Raw genomic sequence first — 26,979 nt, forward strand, 5'->3', positions numbered from 1 at the left:
GCAACGATGTCGCTGTTCAAGAAGGTCACCGAGTTCGCCAGCAGCCCGCAGGGCAAGAAGGTGATCGACCAGGCCAAGAAGTACGCCACCGACCCCAAGAACAAGGAGAAGATCGACCAGGTCAAGGACAAGTTCTTCGGCGGCAAGGGCGACAAGAAGAACTGACCCGGCGATCCCGCAAACCCCGATGGCCCCCGGAACTCCCGGGGGCCATCGCGTCTTTCGGGCTCGAAGCCGTGGGCGGTCGGCCGTCGTCGCGGTGAGGTGGCGGTTCCGCGCGAAACGGCTCGGCTCCGGGCCCAGGCGTACGTCAGGGGAGCGGATCGCTCCGATCCGGGATTCCCGGGCGGGAAAGCCGTTAGGATCCGGCGCATCGCCGACGTGGGCAGGAGCGGGCTATGTCGCAGCCATCTTGGCCGGGGAATCCGCAGGCGCCTGTTCCGGCTCCGCCGCCCGCTGACGGGGTTCCGCGGCGGCCGGGCGCAGTGCTCACCGCTGCGGTGCTGGGCGGGGTCGTTGCGGTTGTCGTGCTCGGGGTCGCTGTTTACACCCTGGTCGCTGGGCTCGCCGGGGCCAGCGGGGGTGGCGAGGTCGCCGTCGTGCTGCTCGCGGGCATCGTCGGGCTGGTCGGCGTCGTGCACGTGCTGGGCGTTGTCCGGCTGTTGCACCGGCGGTTCCCGAGCACCGGGACGATGGCCCTGGCCGGGGGCGTCACGGTGGCCGTCACCGGGTTCGGCGTGTTCCGGTCGATCCGCGGGCGCGGGGACGGGCCCGATCTCGTCACCATGCTGGTGTGGGTCGGGTTGGCGGCCGTCGTGATCGCGATGCTGGTGCTGATCACCCGTCCGTCCGTCACGCGATGGGTGCGGGCCGTGCACGCGCACTCGCGCCGGCTCGGACAGGTTCCCAGGAGCTGACCGCGTCAGGGCTTCCGGCGGAAGACCAGGCGGTCGACCAGGAAGAACTTGATCACGAACATCACCGCGTAGGTGCCCAGGAACGCTCCCCAGACCACTGCGACCTGCGCGCTGCGGGTGTCCGGGAACGAGGCCTGCGCGAGGGTTTCGGCGTTGTGCGTGGCCAGGGCGGCCAGCAGGGCGGTGGTCACCGAGATGATCGCGTAGCGCAGGATTTCGCCGCGCAGGCCCGCCCGGCCGGTGCTGCCCCAGGTGCGCCGGTTGAGCGTGAAGTTCGGGATGGCGCCCGCCAGCCACGCCGTGATCGTTGCGACCACCGGAGCCGCGCCGAGGGCGTAGACGAGCAGGAAGACGAGCTGGCTGATCGCGGTGGCCACCACCGATGCGGCGGCGAACCGGCTGAGCAGGTGCCAGTACCGCTTCGCGCCGGTGACCTGCGGTGCCATCTCGCCTCCGTGGGATCCGCGTTCGGCCGCACGATACCCAGCGGTGGCCGGGTGCGATCCGGCCGCGTCGTGCGAGGTCGGCTGCCGCAGATCCGATGCGCTGAAGAGGTTGCGAGGATTGGGCCGCGTGGCGGCTTGGAATATACCAACGAGCCGGTGCACACTTGATCGCGAAACGTTGGCGGTCGCGTTGAAAGGCCGTGGTACGGGGAGCGGTGCCCCGGGCGCGGAGTGCGAAAACTCCCCACCCGGGGCACCTACCGTGTGTCGGGGGGCTTCCACACGGTCTACCGAACAGTAACTCGTTCGGTTGATCTCAGCGATACGGCACGTGGGTAAACCTTCGCTCTGAGTCAGCGTCGTGCGCTTGCGTCGATGGTTGTGGTGAATTCTCGACGGGATGGCGGCCCCGTGTGAAGCCGCCATCCCGGGGACGGTTCAGCCGCGCACCGCCTCCGCTGCGTCGGCGGGGTCGGCCTCCGGCTGGTGGCGCTCCGCGCGGATCACCCGGACGGTGTAGGCGATGGCGGCGATCCAGGCCACCGCGATCACCGAGTAGATGATGGTGTGCGACGGCCCGGGCAGGTCGAAGTCCTTGATCAGCGTGCGCGCGTTGGTGAGCACGATCAGTCCGCCGGCGCCGACGCCGATCAGTCGCATCGGCACGATGCGCACCAGGTACGCCGCCAGCGGCGCGGCGATCACGCCGCCCAGCAGCAGCGCGCCCACGGTCGTCCAGGAGAGGTTCTGGTTCGCCAGGGAGAGCAGGAAGCCGAGGCTGGCCGCGGCCGCGATCAGGAATTCGCTGGTGTCCACCGAACCGATGACCTTGCGCGGTTCAACCCGGCCGGTGCTCAGCAGCGTCGGGGTCGCCACCGGGCCCCAGCCGCCACCGCCGGTGGCGTCCACGAACCCGGCGACCAGGCCGAGCGGGGCGAGCAGCTTGGAGCTGACGCCGGTGAGCTGGCGGCGGCGCAGCGGGCGGAAGGCGAACCGGGCCAGCACGTAGAGGCCGAGCGCGAGCAGGACCGTCGACATCCACGGCTCGGCGGCCTCGGTGGAGATGTTGCTCAGCGCGGTGGCGCCGAGGAACGCACCGATCGCGCCCGGCACGCCGAGGGTGAGCACGACGCGCCAGTCGACGTTGCCGAACTTCCAGTGCGACAGGCCGGAGGCCAGCGAGGTGCCCAGCTCGGCCAGGTGCACCGAGGCGGAGGCCAGGGCCGGGCTCATCCCGGCGGCGAGCAGGATGGTGGTGGACGTGACGCCGTAGGCCATGCCCAGCGAGCCGTCCACCAGCTGCGCGATGAAACCACCGATCGCGAAGATCAGGAACGCTTGCACGATGTCTCCGTGGGTGCGAGGGGGAGCCGAAACCGGCGCGCGCGGGCGCGCGCTGCGATGCGCAGCCGGAACGGGGGAGTTGTGGAGTGCGGGCGGGGCTACCGCGCGCACCGACACCCTGCGGAGGTGACGCGGCGGAGGTCGACGTGGAGGCGCTGCACGAGCAGCCGCCACTGATCACCAGGCGTCATGCCGGACAGTGAAGCAGATCCCGCGATCGAGTGGCACCGCCTCTCAGAGTGCGGGAGGCCGGTTTGCCGGGATCGCCGGGCCTGTGCGCAAGGCCACTTCTGGCGGTAGCCGACCTCCTCGCGGCGGTCGTCCGCGCCGCGCTCCGACCGCGCACCAACACCGTCCTCAGTGGACTCGGGAAAACCCTTTCCGTGCTGCGTGTTCGTTGCGACCGCGCTCGCGATCAGGATGTGGACCTGCGAAAACGCGCGTGCCGCTGATCGTCCTCGCGGCGCGTTGATCGCGCCCCGGGTCGCGCCGTTCGGGTGTCGGTCGGCGGCCGCGGCCGTTATCCGATGGTCATCTTCGGTAGGCACTGAGAGTGATCGTGTGCACGTCGTCCGTGGCTTGATGTTCAGGTGAACGGGCTAATGCTTGCGTCTGTTGATAACCCTCAGCTACTTTCTCCGCTCGTACGTCACGGTTCGGTCACGGCAACATCTCGACCCCCGACGAGGTGTTACCCGCACTCCCCCGAGCGGGAAGTGGCCGGATCTCCCCGAGACGGAAGGTGAAGATGGGCAAGCACCGCAAGGAGGGCGGCCATCCCCCGAAGGCCGCCCTCCCGCTACGGAACAAGGTCGTCGCCGCAGTCGTGGCCGGCGGCGCCTTCGCCGCGGTCGGCCAGCCGCTGGCCACGGCCGGCGAGACCGAGGCCCCCGAGCGCAGCGCAGCGGTGCACCCGCTCGCCGCGAGCAAGAAGCTGAGCCTGGCGCTCACCGGCACGTCGTCCAGCCCGGCCTCGGTCCAGCTGCTCGCTCAGGAGACCGCGACCGACTCGGTCGAGGAATCGGGCCGGATCGACAAGTCCGAGGCCATCGAGCGGGCCCGCGCGGAGGCCGAGCGGGCCAGGCAGGAAGCCGAGCGCGCCGCGGCCGAGGCCGAGCGCGCCGCGGAGGAAGCGGCCCGCAAGGCCGCCAGCGGCTTCGTCAAACCCGCGGAGGGCACCTTCACCTCCGGCTTCGGTGCCCGCTGGGGCACCAACCACAACGGGATCGACATCGCCAACAGCATCGGCACGCCGATCCGCGCGGTGGCCGCGGGCACCGTGGTCGAAGCAGGCCCGGCCAGCGGCTTCGGCCAGTGGATCCGGCTGCAGCACAAGGACGGCACCATCACCGTCTACGGCCACATCAACACCATCGACGTCAGCGAAGGCGAGCAGGTCGGCGCGGGCGAGCAGATCGCCACGATGGGCAACCGCGGCCAGTCCACCGGCCCGCACCTGCACTTCGAGGTGCACGTGGGCGGAAGCAAGATCAACCCCCTGCCGTGGCTGAGCGCCCGCGGCATCGAGGTGTAGTGAGCACCTCCCCGAGCGGCCGCCCGGGACCCGAATCCCCCGACGGGTTCCGGGCGGCTCCCTCCCGTCTCGCAGTCCCGCCTCTCCGCGATTTTCAGTGGTGGTTGCGTTTCGGGTTGATCTCGCGTTCTGCGGTTTCTTGGGGCTGGGTTGTGTCACGGTCCCCTGAGATGCGGTTGGGCGGGGCTCCGGTTGGCACAAGTGCTGGCCGGGTTCCCGCAGTCCAGTGAGGGCCGTGTCTCTCGTCGAGGGTTGCCCGCAGTCCACGCCTGGGGCTAGCTAGTCCGCGCCGGTGCGGGCCGGTTTTTCCTCTTCGATGCGCTGGCGGAGCCAGCTGAGGGTGCGGGAGAGCAGCCGGGAGACGTGCATCTGGGAGATGCCGATCTGCTCGGCGATCTGGGTCTGGGTCATGCCGCGGAAGAAGCGCATCACCAGGATCCGGCGTTCCCGTTCCGGCAGCTCCTGCAGCAGCGGGCGCACCATCTCGCGGTTCTCCACCTCGGCCAGCTCGGCGTCGTCGGACCCGATCGCATCGCCCAGCGGGATCTCGTCGGTGTCGGTGAGCAGCTCGTCCAGCGACGCGCTGCGGTAGGCGTTGCCCGCCTCCAGCCCGCGGTACACGTCGTCGGTGCTGATGCCCAGGTGCTCGGCCAGCTCGCTGGGCACCGGGGCCCGCCCCAGCTCCTGGGACAGGCGGGCGATCGCAGCCGACACCGACAGGTGCAGCTCCTGCAGCCGGCGGGGCATCCGCACCGCCCAGCCGGTGTCGCGGAAGTGCCGCCGCACCTCGCCCATGATCGTCGGCACCGCGTAGGACAGGAAGTCCACGCCGCGGGCCGGGTCGAAGCGGTCCACCGCGTTGATCAGGCCGAGGGTGGCCACCTGGGTCAGGTCCTCCTGCGATTCGCCGCGGTGGCTGAAGCGGCGGGCGATGTGCTCGGCCACGGGCAGGTGCTCGGTGACCAGCTTGTCGCGGAGCGCTGAGTGGCGGGGGTCCTGCTTGCTCAGCTTCGCGAGCTCGCCGAAGAGCGGCGCCAGCCGGTCGTAGCGCTCGTTGCGCGAATGTGCCGTTGGCTTGGAGTCCGCTCGTCTCACACGTGTGCCGTCCGTCCCTTGGTCAACTCGATCCGCACCAGGTGGCTGCCGTCGGCGGCAGCGGGATCCGACTCGACCGAGGTTGACACAACGTCCGCAAGAGCGCTGAGCACGCGCCAGCTGAACGTATCCTTGCGCGGGCCGAATGCGTCGTCGCTGGGAACCTCGGCGGTGACCGACAGCGCATCGCCGTCGCTGCGGAACCGGCACACCAGCGTCGATGCCGGGGCCGCCAGCCGGATCAGCGAGGAGCAGGCCTCGTCCACGGCCAGCCGCAGGTCGGCGATCGAGTCGATGTCGTAGTCCGCGCGCATCGCGAGGTCGCCGACCACCGCGCGCATCACCGCCAGCTGGGCGGGCTCGGCCGCGATGCGGACCTCAACCACGTTCGCCGCGGAGGTCATCGGCTCTCCCCTCGCGACCTCGCGTTCCACGCTCATCCCGGGCCACCTCGTCTCGGTCGGTCTGGCGCGACCAATCATCACTCGCAGTCACCTGGTACCCGAGCCCCGCACCGAACAAACGGGCGCTCGACGGCTACAGCAGGCTGCTCCAGTAGTCCCAGAAGCGCAGCAGCACCAGGACCACGATCACCAGATACCACACGACGAGGAGCAAGCTGTGGAACCGGGCCAGCGCCACGCCGGTGGATCGGCCGCCGCCGAAGTTGCCCGCGGTCAGGTTGTGCAGCGTCGTGTACCAGAACAGCGGGATGGTCACGACCCACACGACCATGCAGTACGGGCACAGCGCGCCGATCTCGTAGAGGCTCTGCACCACCAGCCAGTGGATGAAGCCCACCGCCAGGGTGGTGCCGACCTGCATGCCCAGCCAGAACCAGCGCGGCGGGCGGAAACCCGCCAGCACCGCGACGCCGGTGGTCACCACCACCGGGAACGCGGCCACGCCGATCAGCGGGTTCGGGAAGCCCAGCACCGCGGCCTGGGCGCTGTCCATCACCGAACCGCAGGAGATGATCGGGCTGATGCTGCAGGTCGGCACGTAGCCGGGGTTGGCCAGCTTCGCGAGCTTCTCGACGATCAGCGCGAACGAACCGGCCAGCCCGATGAGCCCGCCCACGACGTAGAGCCAGCCCAGGCCTCGGGGCTGCGGGGCCACGTCCGGGGCTTCGGTCGCGTCCCGCTCGACGGCGTGGGCGGCGCTCACTTGGCCAGCTCCGCGTCCAGCTTGCTGCGGAAGGCCTGGTTGAGCTGCTCCCAGGTCTGCACGTCGTCGCCGGGCTTGAACTGCCTGCCGTTGATGAAGATCGTCGGCGTGCCCTCGACACCGGCCTTCTTGCCGTCCGCGGAGTCGGCGTCGATCTTGGCGTTGACCTGCGGCGAGTTCACGTCCGCGCGGAACTTCTCCAGATCCAGGCCGGCCTGCTGGGCGTACTGCTCGAACAGCCCGCGGGCCTTGGCCGCGTCACTGCTGACCTGGCCGTCCGGGGTGCTTCCCCACGCCTCGTAGTTGTCGTAGATGGCGTGGTACATCTCCTTGAACTTGCCCTGCAGCGCGGCGGCCTCGGCGGCCTGCGCGGCCGGCCGGGCCAGCGGGTGCATGTCCAACGGGAAGTTCCGCACCACGAAGTTGATCTTGCCCGCGTAGTCGGCCTCGACCTGCTTGGTCATGTTCGTGTAGTAGCCCCAGCAGGCGGGGCACTGGTAGTCGAGGAACTCGACCACGGTCACCTTGCTCTCCGGCGACTCGACGAGCAGGTTGCTGTCCGGCTTGCGCAGCAGCTCGGCCGCCACCGGCGGGCCGGTGGGCTCCTCGGGAGCGCTGCCGCCATCGCGGTTGAACCACAGCACGCCGCCGATCACCGCGACGGCGACGACGGCGACGATCGCGGTGAGGATGACGTTGGTGGACAGCCCGCTTCCCTTGGTCAGCGGATTCTTGTTCTTCGACATCGAGTGCTCTCACCTAACAGCCAGGTCCAGGGGGTTGAGTCCAGTTTCTCGCATTCACTCGTTCGTGAACCCGTTCGGGGTGGAACTCACAGGCGGCTCACAGGCGGTTCTCAGCTTCAGGTCGGTTTGCCGTCCGCGGCGAAGCGAGTTGGCATGGTCGGATGAGCGATCCGCTGCGCTTGGTCGACGAATCCGAGCAGGCAGGGCTCCGGCGCTGGCGGGGTGGCACCTGGCACGAGCCGGTGCTGGCCACCCTGACCGGCGACCGGTTCTCCGGGCCGGACTGGCTCTTCGAGCGCAAGCTCGACGGCGTCCGGGTGATCGCCGGGCGCGACGGTGACCGGCCGGTGCTGTGGTCGCGCAATCGCAAGCGGGTCGACGCGGCCTACCCGGAGGTCGTGGACGCGCTGGTCGCGCAGGGCGCCGACCGGTTCGTGATCGACGGCGAGGTGGTCGCCTTCGAGGGCGACCGGACCAGCTTCGCCCGGCTGCAGAAGCGGATCCACCTCACCGACCCGGCCGCCGCGCGGCGCACCGGGGTGGCGGTCTTCTACTACGTGTTCGACCTGATCGCCTTCGGCGGCGTCGACCTGACCGGGCTGCCGCTGCGCACCCGGAAGCGGTTGTTGCGGGAGTGCTTCGAGTTCACCGATCCGCTGCGGTTCAGCGCGCACCGGGTCGGCAACGGCGAGGAGTTCTTCCGCGAGGCGTGCCGGCGCGGGTGGGAGGGGCTGATCGCCAAGCGCGCGGACCGGCCCTACCGCGGCGGCCGCAGCCGCGACTGGTTGAAGTTCAAGTGCGTGACCGACCAGGAGTTCGTCATCGGTGGGTTCACCGATCCGAAGGGCGCCCGGGCCGGCTTCGGCGCCCTGCTGGTCGGCTACTACCGGGAAGGGCGGCTGCGCTACGCGGGGAAGGTCGGCACCGGCTACGACGAGCGGACGCTGCGGAACCTGCGGGCCGAGCTGGACGGCCTGGCCCGGGCCACCTCGCCCTTCGCCGACGAGGTGCCCGAGCCGGGTGCGCACTGGGTGTCGCCGGTTCTTGTCGCGCAGGTCGGGTTCACCGAGTGGACCGAGGACGGCAGGCTCCGGCACCCGAGGTTCTCCGGACTGCGCAACGACAAACGCCCCGAGGACGTGATCCGCGAATCCTGACGACGCGAAGCCTCAGCGGCCGATCTCGGCTGCGGCCGGCTGCACCGGGAGCTGGGTTTCCGAAGGGCTGCTGGGACTCCACGTGGCGAGCAGGACGGTCGTGACGACCATCATCACGGTTCCGACAACCGACACAATGGTGCGGCTGTTGCTCTGCATGGCGTGGGCCCCCGAATTTCTCGCGTAGGGATTGGGCGGAGTGCGGCGACGCCTCGAACGGCGTCCCACCTTGGTGTCGCCACCGGGGGCGACAACGTTAGCCAACAGGGCCATTGTTCCCGGTGTGATGCGGAACTCCCTGGTGGGGGCCGGTTTCCGGGTCGTGCGACCAGAGTCCCAGTTGCTGCAGGTGATGGATCAGTAACTCTCCGGTGCGGGCCACGTGCTCGTGCATCGCCGAGCGCGCGGCGACCGGGTCGTGCTGCTGCATCGCGAGCAGCAGGACCTGGTGATCGGTGACCGCCATCTCGCGCCAGCCGGGCACCGCCGCGGCGACGTGCTGCGGCGCGTAGCGCGTCGCGATGCCCAGGAACCACGACAGCTTCGGCGAATCCGCGATCCGCCACAGCACCGCGTGGAAGCGGGTCACCACACCGCCCATGTCGGCCAGCACGAACTGCGCCGCCAGCCGCATCTCGTCCAGCAGCGCGTCGAGCTCGGCCAGCGGTTCGGCGGTGATCCGCGGCGCGGCGCGGGCGGCCAGCTCGCCAGCGATGCTGGCCTGCACGCGGTGGGCGTCGGCGAAGTCGTGGCGGCTCAGCGGCGCCACCGTGAACCCGCGCCGGGGCTCCAGATCCACGAATCCCTCGCCGCGCAACGCCAGCAGCGCCTCGCGCACCGGGGTGACGCTGACGCCGAGGTGCTCGGCGAGCCGTTCCAGGTGCAGGTGATCGCCGGCCCGGAGCCGACCGGTCATGATCCACTCGCGCAGCCGGCCGGCCAGTTCGTCGGGCAGCCGCGGGGACTGTGCGCGCATCGCCGCGTTGATCACCGCTCGGACGCCTCCCGCGGCGTGCCGGTGGTGGTGTCGCCTGTCACGGGCAACTTGATACCACCTGCCGCGGACGGCCGGTTCCGATCGCGGGCGCTGCGCCTCCGGCCCGCCGGTGATGCTCCATAGTGGACAGATGTCGGGGCGGCGCCGCCCCGCGCCAGGTGCCCGCAGGCGACCCGCGCGCCGTGGTGGTGGTCGGTCTGGATCGCGCGATGTGGTTCCACGAGGACCTCCGAGCCGATGAGTGGTTGCTCCACGACCAGAACTGCCCGGCGACGGGCGGCCGGGCACTTGGACGCGGCAACGTCTTCGGCCGTTCCGATCACCGCCGGTCGCGCAGCGGTGGGAGGCGGTCCGCGGCCGGTATCGTTTCAGGCGTGGTAGTCGATCCTGCCGAGAACGCCGCCGATGTCACGCACGCGCTGGCCGGAGCCCGGCTCCAGGACGTGCCGGCGCTGACCGAGCGGCTGATGGCCGCCATCTTCACCGACAACCCCGAGTGGACCGACTACAGCCCGGTCCCGAAGGAAGACCTGTGGGAGGGCTGCCGCCAGTACCTGGGGCGCATCCTGCAGATCCTCAGCGGTTCGGTGGCCGGCCCGGACGGCGACAGCGTGGCCGCCGCGATCGGCCGCCGCCGCGCCGAGCAGGGCGTGCCGCTGGAGGTCATGCTGCGGACCTTCCGGCTCGGCGGCCGGATCGTGTGGGAGGCGCTGGTCGACCAGGCGCACCACGACGGTGCGGACCCCGACGCGATGCTCGGGGTGGCGACCTCGGTCTGGACGGTGATCGACGGGCTGTCCTCGACGCTGTCCACGTCCTACCGCAACACCGAGCTGGAGCGGGTGCGCCGGGACGACCAGCGCAGGCACGCCCTGGTGGAGGACCTGCTGGCCGGTCGCGCCCGGGACATCGCCTTCGCGCAGCGCACCGCCAAGGAGCTCGACCTGCCCACCGGCGGTGCCTACCTGGTGATCGTCGCGGAGATGGCCGACGACGGCGGGTTCGCGCTGCGCGGGCAGCAGGACGCGCTGAGCGCGCTGCACGTCCGGTCGGTGTGGCAGGTGCGCGCCGACTCGCTGGTCGGGCTGGTGGCGCTGGAGCAGCGGCACAAGGACCTGGTGCTGGACGCGCTGCGCCCGCTGGCGCGCGGCCGGGTGGCGGTGTCGCCGACGGTGCGCGGCCTGGCCGAAGTGGGCCTGGCCCACCAGCTCGCGATGACCACGCTCGGCACGTCCTCCTACGGCGCGGCGGAGCTGGTGACCTTGGAGGAGCGGTTCCCGGAGGCGCTGCTCGTGCAGTCGCCGGACCTGGCCCAGCGCCTGCTGGAGTCGCAGCTCGGCCCGGTGCTGGAGCTGCCGGTGCGGGAGCGGGACATGCTGCTGGAGACCCTGGCGGCGTGGCTGGAGGAGAACTGCTCGACGGCGAACGCGGCGGTGCGCCTGCACTGCCACCGCAACACCGTCCTGAACCGCCTGCACCGCATCACGTCGCTGATCGGCCAGCCCCTGCACGGCCGCACGGCCTACGTCTCGCTCTCGCTGGCCCTCTCGGCGCTGCGCCTGCGCGACGGCTTGCGCGAGTGAAGGCCGCGCTCAGTCGGCGGGTAGCGGGCTGAGCACGTTGTTGTGCTCGCGCTGGTAGATCACCGAGCTGCGGAAGCTGACGATCTCGCGGCGCTTGCTCAGCCGGTCGACGAGGAACGAGTGCAGGTGGTCGAGGTCCTGGACCGCCACGTGCAGCTGGAAGTCGTCGCCCCCGGCCAGCACGAACACCGCCAGCACCTCGGGCATCCCGCGGACGGCGTCCTTGAAGGCGTCGATGACGGCCCGGCTCAGCGGCCGCACCTGGACGGCGATGAACGCCTGGACGCCGCGGTTGAGCGCCGTCAGGTCGATCTCGGCGTGGTAGCCGCGGATGACGCCGCGGTGGGTGAGGCTGCGGACCCTCTCCAGGCAGGTCGACGGGGCGATGCCCAGCTTGCGGGCGAGTTCGCGGTTGGACTGCCGCGCATCTGCCTGCAGTTCCCGGATGATCGCCGAATCAAGTTCGTCCACGACCGGCATGATGCCACTGATTTCAACCATGTGGTCGGAATTCAGGTCTACGCCCCGCGCAGATGCATACGATTTTCGCTGTACGCGGATCGAATGTTCGAGGGAGAAGTCGTGTCACTGCCGACCAAGCTGGTTCTCGTCGTCCGGTCGGACCTGGAGGCGAACGCGGCGGTGAACGCCGCTGTCGTCGTGGGGTTGAGCATGGGTGCGCGGCTGCCCCACCTGCTCGCCGCCGATGGCGAGGACGCCTCCGGCGGAGTGCACGCCGGGCTGAACCCGAACCCCGTCCCGGTGCTGGTGGCCGACGCCGACCAGCTTCGGAACCTGCACGACCGCGCCCAGCAGCGCGACGAGCTGACCGTCGTCGGGTTCAACGAGGTCGCTCGCCGCGCCCGCGATTACGACGACTACCTCAGCGCGCTGTCCGAGGTCCGGGGCAGCGAGGTCGACCAGGTGGCGGTGGCGGTCTTCGGCCCCCGGAACCGGGTGACCGCGCTGACCAAGCGCTTCCCGCTGCTGGGCAGCGAGCTGAGCGGTGCCGCGTGAGCGCCGCCGACCACTACGACCGGCTGCTCGCCGAGCACTACACCTGGATGCTCGGCGGCGACATCCGGGCTGCTGCTTCGGCGCAGGCGGAGCTGCTCCGGGAGCTGGGCGTTCGAGCGGGTGCCGACGACACCATCGCCGTGGATCTCGGGTGCGGCCCGGGTCCGCAGTCGCTGGCGCTGGCCGAGCTCGGCTTCAGCCCGGTGATCGCGGTGGACACCAGTGCCAAGCTGCTCGACGAACTCGAGGCGCACGCGGCGGAGCTGGCGCCGGAGAAGAGGATCGAGCCGGTGCGCGGCGACATCTGCGCGGTGTTCCCCGACCTCGTCGAGCCCGGAACGGCAGCAGCGATCGTGTGCATGGGCGACACCCTCACGCACCTGCCGACCACGGCCGACGTGTCCGCGCTGATCGGCCACGTCGCCGGTGCGCTGCGCCCGGGTGGTCACTTCGTCGCCACGTTCCGCGACTTGACCGGCGAGCTGGGCGGCACGGACCGGTTCCTCCCCGTGCGCAGCGAGGCCGACAAGATCCTGACCTGCTTCCTCGACTACGTCGACGACAACACCGTGCTGGTCCACGATCTCCTGCACGTCCGCTCCGGAAACGGCTGGGCGCTGGAGGTGAGCAGTTACCCCAAGCTCCGCCTGCCTCCCGCCTGGCTGACCGAGCAGTGCCGGGCCGCGGGGTTGCAGGTCTGGCGCGAAACCACCGGGCCGCGCGGGCTTTGCACGTTGCACGTGGTCAAGCGCTGAGCCGGGACGGCGGTGCTCACGAACCGAGGTCCTTTGCCGTCGGCGTGCGGTGCCGGAATCGGAGGCCGCCGATCACGACGTCCGGCCCCGTGCCGCTGACGAGCACGCCGGTGATGCGCTCCGCCGGGCCCTCCTCGAAGACCACGCGCGCGCCCGGCAGCGGCACCTCCGCGCCGGTCGCCGGGACGTCCAGCAGCTCGCCCAGCCAGCGCGCGTCCCGCGCCGGGTCGGCGGTTTCGACGACCAGCGCTTCCAGGTCGTGCGGGCCGGGGTCGAAGGCGTCCGGTCCGGCTTGCGCGAGGAGCTGTTCGCGCGGCGGGTCGTAGGTGATGAAGAACGGTGCCCACGACGGGGTGCCGGGTGCGAACACCTCCAGGAAGCCCAGGTCGCCGAAGGAGACCGGGGCCTCCACCACGCGGTGCCCGAGGCCGCGGAGGCGTTGCGCGGTCGCCGCGGCGTCCGGGACGTTGACCGCGAAGGTCAGCGCGCCTCCGCCGCCGGCCGCCGCGACCGCCGGGCGCAGCAGCTCCCAGGCCGGGGCGTAGGGCGACGTCGCGAACGCCTCCTCGTCGACCACGGTCAGGATCTCCACGTAGCGCTCGTCCAGCCGCCAACCGGCGTTCTGGAATCCCGACAGCGGTTCGTTGACGTGGGCGGGGAATCCGGCGGCCGCGTACTCGCGCGCGGTGGCCCCGACGTCGGGGACCCAGTGCAGCAGGTGGTCGAACTCGGCGTCGCGCACGCGCACCTCCAGGGAGTTAGGTTCACCTAAGCTACCGGCTCGGGCCGGGTCGGTGAACGACTTCTCGCGGAACGCCCGTTCGGTGATCTCAACTGTGCAACGACGATAAACGGACAAACCGCCTTTGGTGGCGGTTGTCCGCCGGTGCGGCGGCGGGCTGGTCGCAGCACTTGCCGTTTCCCGCCTGGGGTGCTCCGAGGGTGTGTGACGAGCGTCTCGATCACTCCGGGTAGCATCGGCGTTACATGTTGTGTGCGTCACGCTGGGAAATGTGCGGTGTGCACAGTTGCGCCGGAAGAAGTCTGGGCGAGCGGGCATAGCGCGGGAGTGGTCGTGCTCACGACACTCTGAGTGAGAATTGCCCGTCGATCCGGGCTTTCCGTAACCGGCGCGTGCGTTCAAAGGAGCACAGCGAAGTGCAGGAGTTCGACCTTCTCGTGGTGGGTGGCGGCCCCGGTGGGTACGTCGCCGCGATCCGGGCCGCGCAGCGCGGCCTCTCGGTCGGTGTGGTGGAAAAGGAGCGTCCCGGCGGGGTCTGCCTGAACTGGGGCTGCATCCCGACCAAAGCGATGCTGCGGTCGGCCGAGGTCTACGAGACCGTGCTCCACGCGGCCGACTTCGGGATCAACGTCGAGAACGTGAGCGTCGACTACGACGCCATCCGGCGCCGCAAGAGCAGCGTCGTCAAGGGTCTCACCGACGGCGTCGCGGGGCTGCTGAAGAGCAACGGCGTCACCGTCATCAACGGCCACGCCCGGTTCACCGGCCCGACCACTGTGGACGTCTACGCCACCGGTGAGTCGCCGCTGGGCGCCGAGGGCCCGCGCTACGCCGCCGAGCCGGCGGGCGCGCAGCCGATCGAGCAGGTCAAGGCCCGCGACGTCATCATCGCCACCGGCTCGGTCCCCGTGCAGCTGCCGCTGCCCGGCGCGGACCTGCCCGGTGTGATCACCTCCGACGGCGCCTTCGGCCTGGAAGAGGTGCCCAAGCGCATCGCCATCATCGGCGGCAGCGCGGTCGGCGCCGAGTGGGCGACGCTGTTCGCCACCCTCGGCAGCGAGGTCAGCATCATCGAGATGCAGAAGACCCTGGTGCCCGCCGAGGACGCCGAGATCGGCAAGGCCCTGGGCCGCTCGTTCACCAAGCGCGGCATCAAGGTCCTCACCGAGGCCACCGTCTCCCGCGTCGACCAGGCCGCCGACGGCCTGAAGGTCACCGTGGACGGCGCCAAGCCGCAGCAGATCGACGCCGACGTGGTGCTCGTCGGGGTCGGCCGCAAGCCCAACACCGCCAGCCTGGACCTGGACAAGACCGGGGTGGCCACCAGCGAGCGCGGTTTCATCACCGTCGACGACAAGCTGCGCACCAACGTCGAGCACGTCTACGCCATCGGTGACGTCACCGGCAAGGCGCTGCTCGCGCACGTCGCCTCCCACCAGGGCGTCGTGGCGGCCGAGACGATCGCCGGGCAGCACGCCGCGATCGACTACAACGTCATCCCGGCCGCGACCTTCACCCACCCGGAGATCGCCAGCGTCGGCCTCACCGAGGCGCAGGCCAAGGACGCCGGCCACGACGTCATCGCCGCGAAGTTCCCGTTCGCCGCGCTGGGCCGCGCCCAGAGCTACGGCGACACCGAGGGCTTCATGAAGATCGTCGCGGGCAAGAAGTACGGCGAGGTCCTGGGCGTGCACATCATCGGCCACTCGGCCAGCGACCTGATCACCGAGGGCGCGCTGGCGATGGCCCTGGAGGCCACCCTCGACGAGCTCGCCGAGACCATCCACGCGCACCCGACCCTGGGTGAGATCGGCATGGAGGCGGCCATGAACGCCCTCGGCCTGCCGGTCCACGTCGCACCGCCGAAGAAGCGCTGAAGACAAGGCTTTTTTCCGAAAGGGGACTGTGATGGCACAGACGGCCACGCGCAGCAAGCCGGCCACCCGCAGCACCGCCAAGTCGCGGCGCGGTGGTGCGGTACGCGGCTCCGGCGGCGGACGCTTCACCGGGGAGTCGCCGGAGCTGCTCCAGGACTACTTCCACGAGATGACCCTGATCCGCCGCTTCGAGGAGCGCGCGGCGCAGGGCTACACCCAGGCCAAGATCGGCGGGTACTGCCACCTCAACCTCGGTGAGGAGGCCACCGTCGTCGGCCTGATGCGCGCCCTGCGCAAGACCGACCTGCTCTACACGAACTACCGCGAGCACGGCTACGCGATCGCCAAGGGCATCGAGCCCGGCCGCGTGATGGCCGAGCTCTACGGCCGCACCACCGGCACCTCCAAGGGCTGGGGCGGCTCGATGCACATGTTCGACGTGGAGGCCGGGCTGCTCGGCGGCTACGGCATCGTCGGCGGCCAGATCCCGCTGGCCACCGGTGCCGCGCTGGCCATCGACTACCGCGGCGGCGACCAGGTCGTGATGTGCCAGATGGGCGATGGCACCACCAACATCGGCGCCTTCCACGAGTCGCTGAACATCGCGGCGCTGTGGAACCTGCCGGTGGTCTTCGTGGTGATCAACAACCAGCTCGGCATGGGCACCACGGTGGAGAAGTCCTCCGCGGAGCCGGAGCTGTTCAAGCGCGCCTCGGCCTACAAGATGCACGGCGAGCGGGTGGACGGCAACGACGTGCTGGCGGTCCGCGAGGCGGCGACCCGGCTGGTCGAGCAGGCCCGCAACGGCGGCGGCCCGGCCCTGCTGGAGTGCGTCAGCGAGCGGCTGAAGGGCCACTCGGTGGTCGACCCGGCCAAGTACCGCAGCGAGGAGTCGGTGGAGAAGGCCAAGGAGGCCGACCCGATCGCCAACTTCCGCGCCCAGCTGATCGAGGCGGGCCTCATGGACGAGGACACCGCCGTCGAGATCGAGCGCAAGGCGCAGGCCGAGGCCGACGCGGCGGTCGCCTTCGCCGACGAGAGCCCGCACCCGGACCCGTCGACGCTGTTCGACTACACCTACGCCACCCCGGTGGCCAACGATTCGCGACGGCTTCCCGCCGACCCGGTCTTCTGACGCCACTCCGGGTTCCGCGAGAGGAACCGTCGCGGTATTTGCGACACCCCGCCACTTGATCCGTGAGTGGTTTTGCGGCCGACCGCCGCAAAACCACTCGCGGTCCCCATTGCTCTTTTCCAGGAGAAACACCCTTGGCCGTCATCACGTACCGCCAAGCGTTGCACGACACGCTTCGCGAGGAAATGCTGCGCGATGAGGACGTCCTCCTCATCGGCGAGGAAATCGGGATCTTCGAAGGCTCCTACAAGATCACCGCTGGGCTGCTGAAGGAATTCGGCGAGAAGCGGGTGCGCGACACCCCGATCGCCGAGGAGGGCTTCGTCGGCGCCGCGATCGGCGCGGCGATGCTGGGCCTGCGGCCGGTCGTCGAGCTGATGACGATCAACTTCTCGCTGATCGCGCTGGACCAGATCGTCAACCACGCGGCCAAGATCTACGGCATGTTCGGCGGCCAGACCCCGGTGCCGATGGTGCTGCGCACGCCGGGCGGCGGTGGCCAGCAGCTGGGCGCCACCCACTCGCAGAACATCGAGCTGTACTACGCCTTCGTGCCGGGCCTGAAGGTCGTCGCGCCGAGCACGCCCGCCGACGCCAAGGCGCTGATGCTGGCCTCGATCCGGGACAACGACCCGGTGCTGTTCCTGGAGAACCTGGCGCTCTACAACACCAAGGGCGAGGTGCCCGACGTCGTCGAGCCCGCCGAGATCGGCAAGGCGAAGGTGACCCGCGAGGGCACCGACATCACCCTCATCGGCTACTCCCGGATGGCGCTGGTGGCCCACCAGGTCGCCGAGAAGCTGCACGCCGAGGAGGGCATCAACGCCGAGGTCATCGACCTGCGCAGCTTGCGGCCGCTGGACCGGCAGACCATCGTGGACTCCGTGCGCAAGACCGGCTGCGCCGTCGTCGCGGAGGACGACTGGCTGACCTACGGCATCGGTGCGGAGATCGCCGCGTCCATTTCGGACGGTGCGTTCGACTACCTGGACGCCCCGGTCCGCCGGGTCGCGGCGGCGGAGGTGCCGCTGCCCTACGCCAAGCCGCTGGAGCGCGCCGCGCTCCCGTCCGCCGAGTCCCTGACGACCGCGATCCACCAGACCCTGGACGCAGTCGGTCGCCGCCGCTGAGGCCTGTCTCACCCGAGGAAGACGATGACTGAGATTCAGATGCCGAGGCTCTCCGACACCATGGAGGAGGGCGTGATCTCGACCTGGCGCAAGAAGGTCGGCGACCAGGTCAGCCGCGGTGAGGTGATCGCGGAGATCGAGACCGACAAGGCCCTCATGGAGCTGGAGGCCTACGACGACGGGGTGCTGGAGAAGATCCTCGTCGAGGAGGGCGCGACGGTGCCGATCGGCACCCCGATCGGCGTCCTGGGCGACGGCTCCGGCGCGGCGGCGGAAGCCGCTTCGGCCCCGGCGCCCGCCGCCCCGGCCGCCGAGCCGGCCCCGGCTGCCGAGGCCCCGGCCGCTGAGGCTCCGGCCGCTGCCCCGGCTCCGGCTGCTGCGCCCGCCGAGCAGGGCTCCAAGCCGAAGGCGTCTCCGCTGGCCAAGGCGGTCGCCAAGGAGAAGGGCGTCGACCTCGCCACGGTGCAGGGCACCGGCCCCGGCGGCCGGATCATCCGCGCCGACATCGAGGCCGCCGCTGCCGCCGCCCCGAGCGCCCCGGCCGCCCCCGCCGCTGCTCCGGCCGCTCCGGTCGTGGCGGCGAGCGAGGACGTCGAGGAGGTCCCGCTCAACAAGATCCAGAAGGTGAGCGCCAAGCGCCTGACGGAGAGCAAGCAGCAGGCGCCGCACTTCTACCTGACCAGCGCCATCGACGTCACCGAGCTGATGGCGTTCCGCGGCACGCTCAACGAGCGGCTGGCGGCCGCGGGCGGCCCGAAGGTCAGCGTCAACGACCTGGTCGTCAAGGCGGTGGCCACCGCGCTGCGCGCGAACCCGTCGGTGAACGTCTCCTTCGCCGGGGACAAGCTGCTCAAGCACAAGCGGATCAACCTCGGCGTCGCGGTGGCGATCGAGGGCGGTCTGGTGGTGCCGGTGGTCAAGGACGCCGACCGCAAGAGCGTCTCGGAGATCGCGACGGAGAGCCGGGAGCTGGCCGGGCGCGCCCGCGAGGGCAAGCTGAAGCTGGACGAGATGTCCGGCGGCACCTTCTCGATCTCCAACCTGGGCATGTTCGGCATCGAGCAGTTCAGCGCGGTGATCAACCCGCCGGAGGCGGCGATCCTGGCGGTCGGCGCGGCCCGCGACGAGGTGCAGGTCCGCGACGGCGAGTTCGTGGCCCGCAAGATCCTGCGCGTGACGCTGTCGGCGGACCACCGAGCGGTGGACGGCGCGGTGGGTGCGGCGTTCCTCCAGCAGTTCACGGCACTGCTCGAGGACCCGATCCGCATCATCGCCTGACACCTGGTGAGGCCAAGGCCCCTTCCGCGAAGACCCCCGAATCTCGTGGAAGGGGCCTTTTCACGTCCGAGGTTCTCGCGGTGAACGCCGGCGACAGAGCTTTCTCATGAAATCGGCTCCGGTGCGAAACCGCAGCTCGCGTCGAAAGCGATGCCGATTGCCGCAAGAGCCCGGGATCGGCATCGCTTCGACGGCTCCTGCGCCCGGCAGCGCTCGCGACGTGGTTTCTCAGGCTGCTTCTTCGCGGTAGGCGCGGGTGAGTTCGGGGGCGTAGGCCAGGAAGAGCTGGAGGGTGCTGATCGGGGCTCCGATCGGGCTGGGCACCGCGAGGTCGTGCGCCACGTGGGCGCCTCGGTGGGCCGGGACCGGTGTGGTCACGTCGGTGAACCAGCGCAGGAAGTCGACCGGGACCAGCGGGACACCCGTCGTCCGGTCCAGGTGGTCGTTGAGCATCAGCAGCGCGGCCTGCGGGTTGCGGAGCATCCAGCGGTAGAGCTCGCTGAACTGGAAGATCTGCCAGTCGATCCGGCTCGGGTGGGCGCCGCTTGCCTCGGCCAGGCGCAGGCCGTGCTCGGTCGAGGCCTGTTCGGCGTTGCCCCACGCCGGGTCGTGCACCCAGCGGTCGGTCAGCTCACCGCGGTGCATGCGGCGGAGGTAGTCGGCCCACAGCTGCGATCCCGGGTTTCCGCCGTCGTCGGCGGAGAGGCCGAGCGCCATCGCGGTGCCGCGCTCGATGCCCTCCAGGATGCCGGAGTCGACGTGCGAGACCCAGGAACCCCGCTCGCCGAAGCCCTTCTCGATGAAGAAGCCGATGATGCCCTCGATGTTGCGCCAGTGCCGGAAACCGGGGATGTACTCCGCCGATACCCGGTCCTGCACGGCGCGGACGAACGCGAGCCGTTCGGTCAGCGGTAGCGCTTCCAGCTCGGCCGCGCTGCAGTCCAGAGTGGACGCGCACGATCTGCCGGTGTGCTCATCGGCGCTGGCCGGGAGCGGCAGCGCGGCGAGGACCAGGGCGAGCGACAACGACGCGAGACGGGCACCAATGGCCACGGAACTCCTCCTCGGGCTGGGCATCGAGCAGGAAGTGAACCACCAAGACGATCACCGCCGCCACGTCCCCGTGGGCTTTCACCGGATCAGGGAGTCGCGGCCGACCACGGCCCCCTTGCAACGGCATCCGTCGGCCCACCTGGCGCTCGACACGCCGACGGACGTGGACAACTCATTCCATCGGAGGAGAACTTCCGCAATTTCAATGGAAATTCGACGTCTGATTTCCATTGAAATTGCGTCGACCCCGACGGTGTCCGCAAGTTCCACTGAAATCGCCGAGCCCCGGACCGGTGCGGGTGTCCGGTGCGTGGACCGGGTTCTGTAGCAGAACTGTCACGCGGTGATCGAGTCGTGCGGACATCGCCCGGCCACGGTGGAGGACATGCGAAGTCGATCTCTGCTGTTCGGCGCGGTGCTCGCGCTGACCGCTCCGCTGGTGGGCGCCGTGCCCGCACAGGCCGTGCTGGGTGGTTCCGAGTCAGCCCAGCCGTATGCGTTCATGGGCTCGTTCCAGCCGTCCTTCCCGAAGTCGCCGCATCCCGACGGGCACGGCTGCGGCGTGGAAGTCCTCGCGCCGCAATGGGTTCTGACCGCCGGCCACTGCGCCGGTAAGAATCCCACGGGCGCTCGGGTGGGCGTGCCGCGCGGCTGGCAGGTCCGGATCGGGTCGCTGGACACCGGTGCCGGGGGAGAGGTCGCCGAGGTCGACCACTACTACCGGCTGGCCACCCACGAGGACGAAGGCGGTTTCTGGGGCAAGGACCTGGCGCTGCTGCACCTGCGCACCCCGGTCCGCGCCGAACCGGTGCGGATCGCCTCGGCCACGCCACCGGAGAACACCCCGGTGCGCATCATGGGCTGGGGAATGACCTGCGACAACAGCAACAATCCCCGGTGCTTCACCGAGAAGTTGCGGGAGGCCGACACCGTGGTGCAGCCGAGTTCGGCCTGCCGCGATACCGACCCCGGAGAACTGTGCATCGGCAGCCGGGACGGCAGCGTCGCGTCGAGCAACATGGACTCCGGCGGCCCGGCGCTCGTCCGCGAAGGCGGCGAGTGGGCGATCGCGGGCGTGGTCAGCGGGCCCGGCGGGGTGAACTCGCCGACGCTGTTCACCGACGTCACCAGGCACGCCGACTGGATCAACGGGATCATCAGCGGCACCGATGTGCCTCCGGACGACCAGGTCCCGAACGTGGAGGGCGCGGTCGAGCTCAACGGCTGCGCGGGCTCGGTGGTCCGCACTCCGACGGCCCGGCCCGAGGACCCGGCGCTGCTGCTGACCAACGGGCACTGCGCGGCGGAGCGGCCGGAACCGGGGAAGGCGCTGGTGGACCGGCCCGCGGACCTCGAGGTGCCCATCGCCGATCCGCAGGGCTACCCGCAGACCACCGCCCGCGCGAGCCGGCTGGTGTACGCGACGATGACCGGTACCGACATCGCGCTGTACCGCCTCGACAAGACCTACGGGCAACTCGCCGACGAAGGCGCGAAGGTCTTCGAGCTCGCGTCCGCTCCCGTGCGCGCGGGGGAGCCGCTGACCATGGCCTACACCAGTCGGCGGTTCGGCTGCACCGCCGAGGCGGTGGTCCCGCACCTGCGGGAAGGCGGCTACCAGCAGGACGATTCGATCCGCTACGCCGCAGGCCCGGACTGCGCTCCCTGGCCCGGCACGTCCGGTTCGGCGCTGCTGGCGCCGGACGGAAACACGGTCGTGGGCGTCCACAACACCCACAACCGCGACGGCGAGCAGTGCACCGACAACAACCCGTGCGAGGTCGGGCCGGACGGGACCGAAACCGCTGTGCGGGGGCGCGCTTACGGCCAGCAGGTCCATCTGATCCCGGCCTGCCTCGGCGCGGGCTCGGAGCTGGACCTGTCCCGCCCGGACTGCGCGCTGACCGGAAGCCGCCGCTGAGCGGCGGAGTCCCCAGCCGACACCGTCCGGGACCCTGCGTCGGCGCCGCAATTTCAATTGAAATCAGACGTCCGATTTCAATTGAAATTGCGTAGTATCCGACGCTCCGTCGGTGTGTCGGGTGCCCGACACACCGACGGAGGTGCAAGTTCAATTGAAATTGCGGGTTGGGGCCCGTTGAGCGCGCGGTGGTTCCGGTCAGCTCAGGGCATCGACGAGCTTCGGCGTGAGGTGGTCGAGCGCGAACGGGATGCTGGAGACCGTGGCCGAGCCGAGGGCCATCGTCAGGTCGTAGTCGTCCAGCAGGATCAGCGAACCCCGCTTGGCCGCGGGGAGGTTGTTCAGCAGCGGGTCGTTGCGGACCGCCTCCACGTCGGTCGCCTTCGCCGTGGTGACGATGACGACGTCGGCGTCCAGCAGCGAGACCTGCTCCTTGCTGATCTTGACGTTGAACTTGCCGCCGCTGTCCAGGCCCTCGATGGCCGGGGACAGCCGCAGACCCAGCTGCTCCAGCAGCGCGGTCCGGGCGTCCTGCTTGGTGTAGGCCGCGTAGGTGCCCGCCGAGTCGGTGCGGACGGTGACGTGCGTCTTGCCCTGGAACAGCGGATTGGCCTCGCGGGTCCGGTCGATGCGGGCCTGGGTGTCGGCGACGAGCTTGGCGACCTCGTCCTGCTTGCCCAGCGCCCGGCCGATCGTCTCGGCCTGCACCCGCCAGTTCACCCCGTAGTCGATCGCCTCCGGCGGCTGCGCCACCACCGGGTTGAAGCTGGTCAGCCGGTTGTACTGCTCCTGGGTCAGCGCGCTCTGCAGGGCGAGCATGACATCGGGGGCGAGGGCGATGACGCCTTCCGCGTCGACCTCGCTGCCGAAGATCTTCGGCTTCTCACCGCGGAGCATCGGCTCGACCCACGGGCCGACGCCGCTCTCCCACGGCCCCCACTTGGTCAGCCCGACCGGGACGACGCCCAGCGGCAGCAGCACGTCGTGGTCGGTGATGCCGAGGCTGACGACCCGCTGCGGGGCGGCCTTGATCTCCGCGGTTCCGTACCGGTTCGGGATGCTCGTCGGGAAACCCGGCCCGCCCTGCGGGCTGTCCGCCTCGCCGGGTGCGCCGCTGGTGCCGCAGGCGGCCAGCCCGGCGGCGGCGAGCACGCCGGTGGCGCCGATCAGGAAGCCCCGCCGGCCGATGCTGCGGGCAGCTGCTGGGGGAGGAGTCATCTCCGCGTCCTTAGTAGTCCGACATCTCTTGGAAGAAAGGCTAACCTAACTCAAGGCGTCGGTGATCCGCTGGTGAACCGGATCACCGGGGAGCCGCGGGGGCGTATCGTGTCGGGGAGAGCGATCGCACACGCAATCAACCAGCGTTGGAGTCGCGATGAGTGACGATGACGTCTTCGACCGCCGTTGGGTGCTCGCCGAGGACGAGCTGCTGCGGATGCTCTGGCGGAGTCACGCCGGGGAGAATCCCGACGTCCTGCTGGTGGAGCTGCACGCCAACCGCCGCGGTGACCGGCGCAATCCGGGCCCGTTCGGAGCGCGCAACGCCAGGCCGGGGCGGCACCACCACCGGCGCCACCGCGTCGTGCGCTGATCGCGCACCGGGCACGTCCGGCGGCCGGTACGGTGTCTGTCGATCGACACCCCGGACTGGAGATGTGCCCTGATGAGTTCGTTCCTCGCCGGATTCCGCGCCCTGGGCACCGGGTTCGGCCTCATCCTGCGCCGCCCGAAGCTGCTCTTCCTCGGTGCGTTACCCGCCTTGATCAGCGCTGTGCTGCTGCTGGGCTGCCTCGGCACGCTGATCTACTTCAGCGGTGACCTGGTCGGCTGGATGACGCCGTTCGCCGATGGCTGGGGCGATGTCGGACGCCGGGCGCTGCGGATCCTGGTGGGCGTGGCCCTGGTCGGTTCGGCCGCGTTGCTGGCCTCGGTGTCGTTCATCGCGATCACGCTGCTGATCGGCGGGCCGTTCTACGAGCACATCGCCGAGAAGGCCGAAGAGGAACTGGGACTGGACACCTCCGACGACGGTGCGGGCGTGCTGCGGCAGCTCGGCCGCGGGGTGAAGGACTCGGTGAAGCTGGTGCTGATCGCGCTGACCGGCGCGATCGTGCTCTTCGCGATCGGGTTCATCCCGGTGGCCGGGCAGATCGCCGCGCTGGTGCTCGGCGCGCTGTTCGGCGCGTGGCTGATCACCCTGGAGATGGTCGGCCTGGTCTTCTCGCGGCGCGGGCTCAAGCTCGCCGACCGGCGCCGGGCGCTGCGCGGTTACCGGGCCGCGACCTTCGGCTTCGGCCTGCCGACCTACCTGCTGTGCCTGGTCCCGGTGCTGCAGCTGGTGGTGATCCCGTCGGCGGTGGTCGGTGGGACGCTGCTGGCGCACCGGGTTCTCGGGCCGACGCCGCGGGACTCGCGCTAGTCCGATGTGGACCGGCGCAGGCCCTGGTCTACGAGGTCCACGAGCCACCCGAAGCTCTCGTCGACGTCGGCGGACCACTGGAATCCGTGCGCGGCCTGCAGGGTGGCGAAACCGTGGAAGGACCTGCGCACGGCGCGCAGCGCGTGGTCCATCTGATCCGGCTCGATGGCGTATCCCCGCAACAGCGTTAGCCAACGGTGTCAAGGTCGCGGGTTCAGGGGAGGAGGAGCACCTTGCCGAACTTCCCCGGAGCGGCCAGGCGCGCGTAGGCGTCGGCGCAGTGCTGCAGCGGGTAGGCCGAATCGATCGGCACCTGGATCCGGCCCCGCGCCAGGAGCGGGACGACCCGCGACCGGATGTGCCCTGCCAGCAAGGCCTTCTCCGCCGGGCTGCGACCGCGGATGGTCGTTCCGATGAGGCGGCCTCGCTTGAGCATGAGGTCGAACATCTTCAGGGGCGCGGTCGTGCCGCCCTGGACGCCCACGACGAGGAGGCGTCCGCCGGAGCGCAGCAACTCGACGCGGTCCAGGCAGCTCTCGCCGCCGACCAGCTCGACGATGATGTCGAACTGGCCCGCTTCTTCGCCGGGCACGATCACTTCGACCTGCCCGGCCGCCAGCTCGGCGATCCGGTCGTGGAGCTCGGTGCGACGTGCGCTGGCGACCACCTCGGCGCCGGAGACCGCGGCGATCTGGACCATCGCGGTGCCGACCCCGCCGGCTGCGCCGGTGACCAGGACCCGGTCCCCGGCCGCGATGCCTGCCTGGGAGACGAGCGCGTCCCACGCGGTGCTGAACGCTTCCGGGAAGCCACCGGCCTGCGCCCACGAGACGTCGTCCGGCACCGGGAGCAGCAGATCCGCGGGGACGGCGATGCGTTCGGCGTGCCCACCACCGCCGACCAGGGCCATCACGCGGTCCCCGATGCGGGCGTTGCGCACGGCGGAGCCCAGTTCGACGACTTCGCCCGCCACTTCCAGTCCGGGGACGTCGGACGGCCAGCCGGCGGGAGCCGGGTAGTCCCCGCGTGCTTGCTGCAGGTCGGCGGCGTTGAGCCCGGCGCCGCGCACGGCGATGAGGGCCTGGTCCGGCCGGAGGGCGGGGTCCGGGCGTTCGCGGAGCTCGAACCGGCCATCGGTGATCGTCACTGCGCGCATGCCGCGATGCTAGGGCGCTCGGGCCGGCTCGGTGCTGTCTGCGCATTTCCGCAGGTGGCGTCCCGTGAGTGTTTTGTGGCGTCATAGCACCGCAAAACGCTCACGGTCCTTGACCAGGGGAAACGGAACGTCTCGCGGGGTGAGCAGGTGCTGAGGCTCCCCGGGGCCGAGGGCGGGCACCTAGAGTCGGGGTGTGACGAAGCCTGTGCAGCCGGACGACTCCTACCTCCGCGCCGTTTCCGCCGCCACCGAGCGGGCGGTGGCCGCGGCCGCGCCGATCCGTTCCGACCACGCCGGGGCCGACGAGGCCCTGCGCGCGGAGGTCGAGGAGTGGGTGGACGGCCACGCGGACGACCTCGTCGCGCTGAGCCGCGACCTGCATGCGCATCCGGAAGAGGCGTTCGCCGAGCACCGGTCCGCCGGGCAGGCCGCGGAGCTGCTGCGCCGCCACGGATGCGACGTCGAGGTGGGCGTCGGCGGGCTGGACACCGCCCTGCGCGCGTCGGTCGGCAACGGCGGTCCGCACGTGGCAGTCCTGGCCGAGTACGACGCGCTGCCGGGCATCGGGCACGGGTGCGGGCACAACATCATCTGCTCGGCGGCGGTCGGCGGATTCCTCGCCGCGGCATCGGCGGTGTCCGCGACCGGAGGCCGGGTGAGCCTGTTCGGCACTCCGGCCGAGGAAGGCGGTGGCGGCAAGGAGCACCTGGCCCGCGCGGGTCTGTTCGACGACGTCGACGCGGTGGTGATGCTGCACCCGTTCTCGCACGACATCGCCACCCACCCGTTCCTGGGGCGGCGGCAGGTCGAGGTGGTGTTCCACGGCGTGGCCGCGCACGCCGCCGCGCAGCCGTTCATGGGCCGCAACGCGCTGGACGCGGTGGTGGCGACATACCAGGGCGTCGCGGCGCTGCGCCAGCACATGCCGTCGACGGACCGGGTGCACGGGATCATCACCGACGGCGGCAAGCGCCCCAACGTGGTGCCCGACCGCGCCGCAGCGCTGTTCTACGTGCGTTCCGCCGAGCCGGGGTCGTTGCGCGACCTGGCATCCCGGATCGAGGCCATCGCGCACGGCGCGGCGTCGATGACGGGCTGCGGCGTGGAGCTGAACTGGGACAACAACCCGGCCTACCTGCCGATCCGGCACAACGACGAGCTGGCCGCCCGCTGGGCCGAGCACCAGGTCCGCCGCGGCCGCACGTCGTTGCCGCGCGGTGTGGTCCCAGAGTACCTGACGGGCTCGACGGACCTCGGCAACATCAGCTACCGCGTCCCGGCGATCCACCCGATGATCGGCCTCGGCGACCCGAACCTGGCCCTGCACACCGATGAGTTCGCCGCAGCGGCGGGAAGTCCGGCAGGAGATCGAGCGGTGCTCGACGGCGCGGTGGGGCTCGCTCTGACCGCAGTGGACTACCTGACCGACGCGGCGCTGCGCGAGGCGGTCGACGCGGAGTTCCGAGCCGCGGGCGGAGCTCTCGACGTCCCCGCCTACTTCGACTGACGG

At 70.5% G+C, this 26,979-nt stretch carries 29 protein-coding genes and 1 pseudogene; 16 read left to right on the forward strand and 14 right to left on the reverse strand.

Going from position 1 to position 26,979, the window contains the following annotated elements:
* Nucleotides 1–6 precede the first annotated feature (6 nt).
* Both C4T78_RS36420 and C4T78_RS15520 read left to right on the forward strand, forming a co-directional pair.
* Nucleotides 7–165 (forward strand): hypothetical protein, encoded by a 159-nt coding sequence (locus C4T78_RS36420; protein WP_177247350.1) that lies wholly within the window; start codon nucleotides 7–9, stop codon nucleotides 163–165.
* Nucleotides 166–398: 233 nt separating this feature from the next.
* On the forward strand, nucleotides 399–917 hold the full coding sequence (locus tag C4T78_RS15520; protein ID WP_143185711.1) for a hypothetical protein: 519 nt from the start codon (nucleotides 399–401) through the stop codon (nucleotides 915–917).
* A 5-nt stretch (nucleotides 918–922) separates the two neighbouring features.
* Here the strand turns inward: C4T78_RS15520 and C4T78_RS15525 are convergent, their stop codons facing one another.
* Both C4T78_RS15525 and C4T78_RS15530 read right to left on the reverse strand, forming a co-directional pair.
* Nucleotides 923–1,363 carry a GtrA family protein gene (locus C4T78_RS15525; protein WP_093345243.1) on the reverse strand — a complete coding sequence of 147 codons (441 nt, stop codon included), beginning with the start codon at nucleotides 1,361–1,363 and terminating at the stop codon, nucleotides 923–925.
* Between the two features lie 438 nt (nucleotides 1,364–1,801).
* Nucleotides 1,802–2,707, reverse strand: coding sequence for a sulfite exporter TauE/SafE family protein (locus tag C4T78_RS15530; protein WP_093345246.1), 906 nt, complete (start codon nucleotides 2,705–2,707; stop codon nucleotides 1,802–1,804).
* A gap of 748 nt (nucleotides 2,708–3,455) precedes the next feature.
* Between C4T78_RS15530 and C4T78_RS15535 the strand changes: the two genes are divergently transcribed.
* Entirely contained in the window at nucleotides 3,456–4,241 is a 786-nt protein-coding gene (locus tag C4T78_RS15535) for a M23 family metallopeptidase (RefSeq protein ID WP_093345248.1), read from the forward strand.
* Between the two features lie 279 nt (nucleotides 4,242–4,520).
* On the opposite strand, the gene C4T78_RS15540 is transcribed toward C4T78_RS15535, so the two are convergent.
* The 4 genes from C4T78_RS15540 to C4T78_RS15555 all read right to left on the reverse strand — a co-directional run bounded on the left by C4T78_RS15540 (nucleotide 4,521) and on the right by C4T78_RS15555 (nucleotide 7,249).
* A complete protein-coding gene (locus C4T78_RS15540) occupies nucleotides 4,521–5,336 on the reverse strand; it encodes an RNA polymerase sigma factor SigF (RefSeq protein ID WP_093345251.1) in 816 nt (271 codons plus the stop codon).
* Nucleotides 5,333–5,776: an ATP-binding protein gene (locus C4T78_RS15545; RefSeq protein WP_093345253.1), complete on the reverse strand. Its 444-nt coding sequence runs from the start codon at nucleotides 5,774–5,776 to the stop codon at nucleotides 5,333–5,335. The genes C4T78_RS15540 and C4T78_RS15545 overlap by 4 nt, the downstream gene beginning before the upstream one ends.
* A 97-nt stretch (nucleotides 5,777–5,873) precedes the next feature.
* Nucleotides 5,874–6,455, reverse strand: coding sequence for a vitamin K epoxide reductase family protein (locus tag C4T78_RS15550; RefSeq protein WP_235863115.1), 582 nt, complete (start codon nucleotides 6,453–6,455; stop codon nucleotides 5,874–5,876).
* A 44-nt stretch (nucleotides 6,456–6,499) separates the two neighbouring features.
* A complete protein-coding gene (locus tag C4T78_RS15555) occupies nucleotides 6,500–7,249 on the reverse strand; it encodes a DsbA family protein (protein WP_093345256.1) in 750 nt (249 codons plus the stop codon).
* A gap of 161 nt (nucleotides 7,250–7,410) precedes the next feature.
* On the opposite strand from C4T78_RS15555, the gene ligD reads away from it, so the two are divergent.
* Complete coding sequence (gene ligD, locus C4T78_RS15560) at nucleotides 7,411–8,406, forward strand: non-homologous end-joining DNA ligase (RefSeq protein WP_093345258.1); 996 nt, start codon at nucleotides 7,411–7,413, stop codon at nucleotides 8,404–8,406.
* A gap of 12 nt (nucleotides 8,407–8,418) precedes the next feature.
* Here ligD and C4T78_RS36425 read toward each other — a convergent pair whose 3' ends face one another.
* Together C4T78_RS36425 and C4T78_RS15565 are read right to left on the reverse strand one after the other, a co-directional pair.
* Nucleotides 8,419–8,565, reverse strand: coding sequence for a hypothetical protein (locus C4T78_RS36425; RefSeq protein WP_177247351.1), 147 nt, complete (start codon nucleotides 8,563–8,565; stop codon nucleotides 8,419–8,421).
* A gap of 97 nt (nucleotides 8,566–8,662) precedes the next feature.
* Complete coding sequence (locus C4T78_RS15565) at nucleotides 8,663–9,382, reverse strand: GntR family transcriptional regulator (protein ID WP_093348196.1); 720 nt, start codon at nucleotides 9,380–9,382, stop codon at nucleotides 8,663–8,665.
* 209 nt (nucleotides 9,383–9,591) lie between these two features.
* On the opposite strand from C4T78_RS15565, the pseudogene C4T78_RS37425 reads away from it, so the two are divergent.
* A pseudogene (locus C4T78_RS37425) lies at nucleotides 9,592–9,711 on the forward strand (acyl-CoA thioesterase II); the annotation flags it as partial.
* A gap of 66 nt (nucleotides 9,712–9,777) precedes the next feature.
* The gene (locus C4T78_RS15570; protein WP_235862960.1) at nucleotides 9,778–10,986 is read left to right on the forward strand and encodes a PucR family transcriptional regulator; all 1,209 of its coding nucleotides are present in this window, start codon (nucleotides 9,778–9,780) and stop codon (nucleotides 10,984–10,986) included.
* 9 nt (nucleotides 10,987–10,995) lie between these two features.
* On the opposite strand, the gene C4T78_RS15575 is transcribed toward C4T78_RS15570, so the two are convergent.
* On the reverse strand, nucleotides 10,996–11,457 hold the full coding sequence (locus tag C4T78_RS15575; RefSeq protein WP_093348198.1) for an Lrp/AsnC family transcriptional regulator: 462 nt from the start codon (nucleotides 11,455–11,457) through the stop codon (nucleotides 10,996–10,998).
* Between the two features lie 111 nt (nucleotides 11,458–11,568).
* On the opposite strand from C4T78_RS15575, the gene C4T78_RS15580 reads away from it, so the two are divergent.
* Together C4T78_RS15580 and C4T78_RS15585 are read left to right on the forward strand one after the other, a co-directional pair.
* Entirely contained in the window at nucleotides 11,569–12,003 is a 435-nt protein-coding gene (locus tag C4T78_RS15580) for a DUF2000 domain-containing protein (protein WP_093348201.1), read from the forward strand.
* Nucleotides 12,000–12,758 (forward strand): class I SAM-dependent methyltransferase, encoded by a 759-nt coding sequence (locus tag C4T78_RS15585; protein WP_218161413.1) that lies wholly within the window; start codon nucleotides 12,000–12,002, stop codon nucleotides 12,756–12,758. Before C4T78_RS15580 ends, C4T78_RS15585 begins: the two co-directional genes overlap by 4 nt.
* Nucleotides 12,759–12,774: 16 nt before the next feature.
* Here C4T78_RS15585 and C4T78_RS15590 read toward each other — a convergent pair whose 3' ends face one another.
* On the reverse strand, nucleotides 12,775–13,500 hold the full coding sequence (locus tag C4T78_RS15590) for a VOC family protein (RefSeq protein WP_218161414.1): 726 nt from the start codon (nucleotides 13,498–13,500) through the stop codon (nucleotides 12,775–12,777).
* Between the two features lie 416 nt (nucleotides 13,501–13,916).
* Between C4T78_RS15590 and lpdA the strand changes: the two genes are divergently transcribed.
* The 4 genes from lpdA (at nucleotide 13,917) to C4T78_RS15610 (ending at nucleotide 18,920) form a co-directional block, all read left to right on the forward strand.
* A complete protein-coding gene (gene lpdA, locus C4T78_RS15595; protein WP_093345265.1) occupies nucleotides 13,917–15,377 on the forward strand; it encodes a dihydrolipoyl dehydrogenase in 1,461 nt (486 codons plus the stop codon).
* Nucleotides 15,378–15,408: 31 nt separating this feature from the next.
* Entirely contained in the window at nucleotides 15,409–16,512 is a 1,104-nt protein-coding gene (pdhA, locus tag C4T78_RS15600) for a pyruvate dehydrogenase (acetyl-transferring) E1 component subunit alpha (protein ID WP_093345268.1), read from the forward strand.
* A gap of 134 nt (nucleotides 16,513–16,646) precedes the next feature.
* Nucleotides 16,647–17,642: an alpha-ketoacid dehydrogenase subunit beta gene (locus C4T78_RS15605; protein ID WP_093345270.1), complete on the forward strand. Its 996-nt coding sequence runs from the start codon at nucleotides 16,647–16,649 to the stop codon at nucleotides 17,640–17,642.
* Between the two features lie 24 nt (nucleotides 17,643–17,666).
* Entirely contained in the window at nucleotides 17,667–18,920 is a 1,254-nt protein-coding gene (locus tag C4T78_RS15610; RefSeq protein ID WP_177247352.1) for a pyruvate dehydrogenase complex dihydrolipoamide acetyltransferase, read from the forward strand.
* 228 nt (nucleotides 18,921–19,148) lie between these two features.
* Here C4T78_RS15610 and C4T78_RS15615 read toward each other — a convergent pair whose 3' ends face one another.
* Complete coding sequence (locus tag C4T78_RS15615; protein ID WP_235862961.1) at nucleotides 19,149–19,973, reverse strand: hypothetical protein; 825 nt, start codon at nucleotides 19,971–19,973, stop codon at nucleotides 19,149–19,151.
* A gap of 385 nt (nucleotides 19,974–20,358) precedes the next feature.
* Between C4T78_RS15615 and C4T78_RS15620 the strand changes: the two genes are divergently transcribed.
* On the forward strand, nucleotides 20,359–21,894 hold the full coding sequence (locus C4T78_RS15620) for a trypsin-like serine protease (RefSeq protein ID WP_093345278.1): 1,536 nt from the start codon (nucleotides 20,359–20,361) through the stop codon (nucleotides 21,892–21,894).
* A 198-nt stretch (nucleotides 21,895–22,092) separates the two neighbouring features.
* On the opposite strand, the gene C4T78_RS15625 is transcribed toward C4T78_RS15620, so the two are convergent.
* Nucleotides 22,093–23,112, reverse strand: coding sequence for an iron-siderophore ABC transporter substrate-binding protein (locus C4T78_RS15625; protein ID WP_093345281.1), 1,020 nt, complete (start codon nucleotides 23,110–23,112; stop codon nucleotides 22,093–22,095).
* A gap of 157 nt (nucleotides 23,113–23,269) precedes the next feature.
* Here C4T78_RS15625 and C4T78_RS15630 point away from each other — a divergent pair, with 157 nt between their 5' ends.
* Together C4T78_RS15630 and C4T78_RS15635 are read left to right on the forward strand one after the other, a co-directional pair.
* A complete protein-coding gene (locus C4T78_RS15630; RefSeq protein ID WP_093345283.1) occupies nucleotides 23,270–23,485 on the forward strand; it encodes a hypothetical protein in 216 nt (71 codons plus the stop codon).
* Between the two features lie 72 nt (nucleotides 23,486–23,557).
* Complete coding sequence (locus C4T78_RS15635) at nucleotides 23,558–24,313, forward strand: EI24 domain-containing protein (RefSeq protein ID WP_093345286.1); 756 nt, start codon at nucleotides 23,558–23,560, stop codon at nucleotides 24,311–24,313.
* Here the strand turns inward: C4T78_RS15635 and C4T78_RS15640 are convergent.
* Both C4T78_RS15640 and C4T78_RS15645 read right to left on the reverse strand, forming a co-directional pair.
* On the reverse strand, nucleotides 24,310–24,495 hold the full coding sequence (locus C4T78_RS15640) for a TetR-like C-terminal domain-containing protein (RefSeq protein ID WP_093345288.1): 186 nt from the start codon (nucleotides 24,493–24,495) through the stop codon (nucleotides 24,310–24,312). The two genes, C4T78_RS15635 and C4T78_RS15640, sit on opposite strands and share 4 nt — an antisense overlap.
* 32 nt (nucleotides 24,496–24,527) lie before the next feature.
* On the reverse strand, nucleotides 24,528–25,469 hold the full coding sequence (locus C4T78_RS15645) for an alcohol dehydrogenase catalytic domain-containing protein (protein WP_093345291.1): 942 nt from the start codon (nucleotides 25,467–25,469) through the stop codon (nucleotides 24,528–24,530).
* 205 nt (nucleotides 25,470–25,674) lie between these two features.
* Here C4T78_RS15645 and C4T78_RS15650 point away from each other — a divergent pair, with 205 nt between their 5' ends.
* Nucleotides 25,675–26,976, forward strand: coding sequence for a M20 family metallopeptidase (locus tag C4T78_RS15650; protein ID WP_093345293.1), 1,302 nt, complete (start codon nucleotides 25,675–25,677; stop codon nucleotides 26,974–26,976).
* Nucleotides 26,977–26,979 lie beyond the last annotated feature (3 nt).

Source organism: Saccharopolyspora kobensis, assembly GCF_900108315.1.
Lineage (GTDB): Bacteria > Actinomycetota > Actinomycetes > Mycobacteriales > Pseudonocardiaceae > Saccharopolyspora > Saccharopolyspora kobensis.

Excerpts from the sequence above, each read along its gene's own strand:
- C4T78_RS36420 (WP_177247350.1), top strand. The coding sequence starts at position 7 with ATGTCGCTGTTCAAGAAGGTCACCGAGTTCGCCAGCAGCCCGCAGGGC.
- C4T78_RS15520 (WP_143185711.1), top strand. The coding sequence starts at position 399 with ATGTCGCAGCCATCTTGGCCGGGGAATCCGCAGGCGCCTGTTCCGGCT.
- C4T78_RS15525 (WP_093345243.1), bottom strand. The coding sequence starts at position 1,363 with ATGGCACCGCAGGTCACCGGCGCGAAGCGGTACTGGCACCTGCTCAGC.
- C4T78_RS15535 (WP_093345248.1), top strand. The coding sequence starts at position 3,456 with ATGGGCAAGCACCGCAAGGAGGGCGGCCATCCCCCGAAGGCCGCCCTC.
- C4T78_RS15545 (WP_093345253.1), bottom strand. The coding sequence starts at position 5,776 with ATGAGCGTGGAACGCGAGGTCGCGAGGGGAGAGCCGATGACCTCCGCG.
- C4T78_RS15555 (WP_093345256.1), bottom strand. The coding sequence starts at position 7,249 with ATGTCGAAGAACAAGAATCCGCTGACCAAGGGAAGCGGGCTGTCCACC.
- ligD (WP_093345258.1), top strand. The coding sequence starts at position 7,411 with ATGAGCGATCCGCTGCGCTTGGTCGACGAATCCGAGCAGGCAGGGCTC.
- C4T78_RS36425 (WP_177247351.1), bottom strand. The coding sequence starts at position 8,565 with ATGCAGAGCAACAGCCGCACCATTGTGTCGGTTGTCGGAACCGTGATG.
- C4T78_RS15565 (WP_093348196.1), bottom strand. The coding sequence starts at position 9,382 with ATGCGCGCACAGTCCCCGCGGCTGCCCGACGAACTGGCCGGCCGGCTG.
- pdhA (WP_093345268.1), top strand. The coding sequence starts at position 15,409 with ATGGCACAGACGGCCACGCGCAGCAAGCCGGCCACCCGCAGCACCGCC.
- C4T78_RS15610 (WP_177247352.1), top strand. The coding sequence starts at position 17,667 with ATGACTGAGATTCAGATGCCGAGGCTCTCCGACACCATGGAGGAGGGC.
- C4T78_RS15620 (WP_093345278.1), top strand. The coding sequence starts at position 20,359 with ATGCGAAGTCGATCTCTGCTGTTCGGCGCGGTGCTCGCGCTGACCGCT.
- C4T78_RS15625 (WP_093345281.1), bottom strand. The coding sequence starts at position 23,112 with ATGACTCCTCCCCCAGCAGCTGCCCGCAGCATCGGCCGGCGGGGCTTC.
- C4T78_RS15630 (WP_093345283.1), top strand. The coding sequence starts at position 23,270 with ATGAGTGACGATGACGTCTTCGACCGCCGTTGGGTGCTCGCCGAGGAC.
- C4T78_RS15635 (WP_093345286.1), top strand. The coding sequence starts at position 23,558 with ATGAGTTCGTTCCTCGCCGGATTCCGCGCCCTGGGCACCGGGTTCGGC.
- C4T78_RS15645 (WP_093345291.1), bottom strand. The coding sequence starts at position 25,469 with ATGCGCGCAGTGACGATCACCGATGGCCGGTTCGAGCTCCGCGAACGC.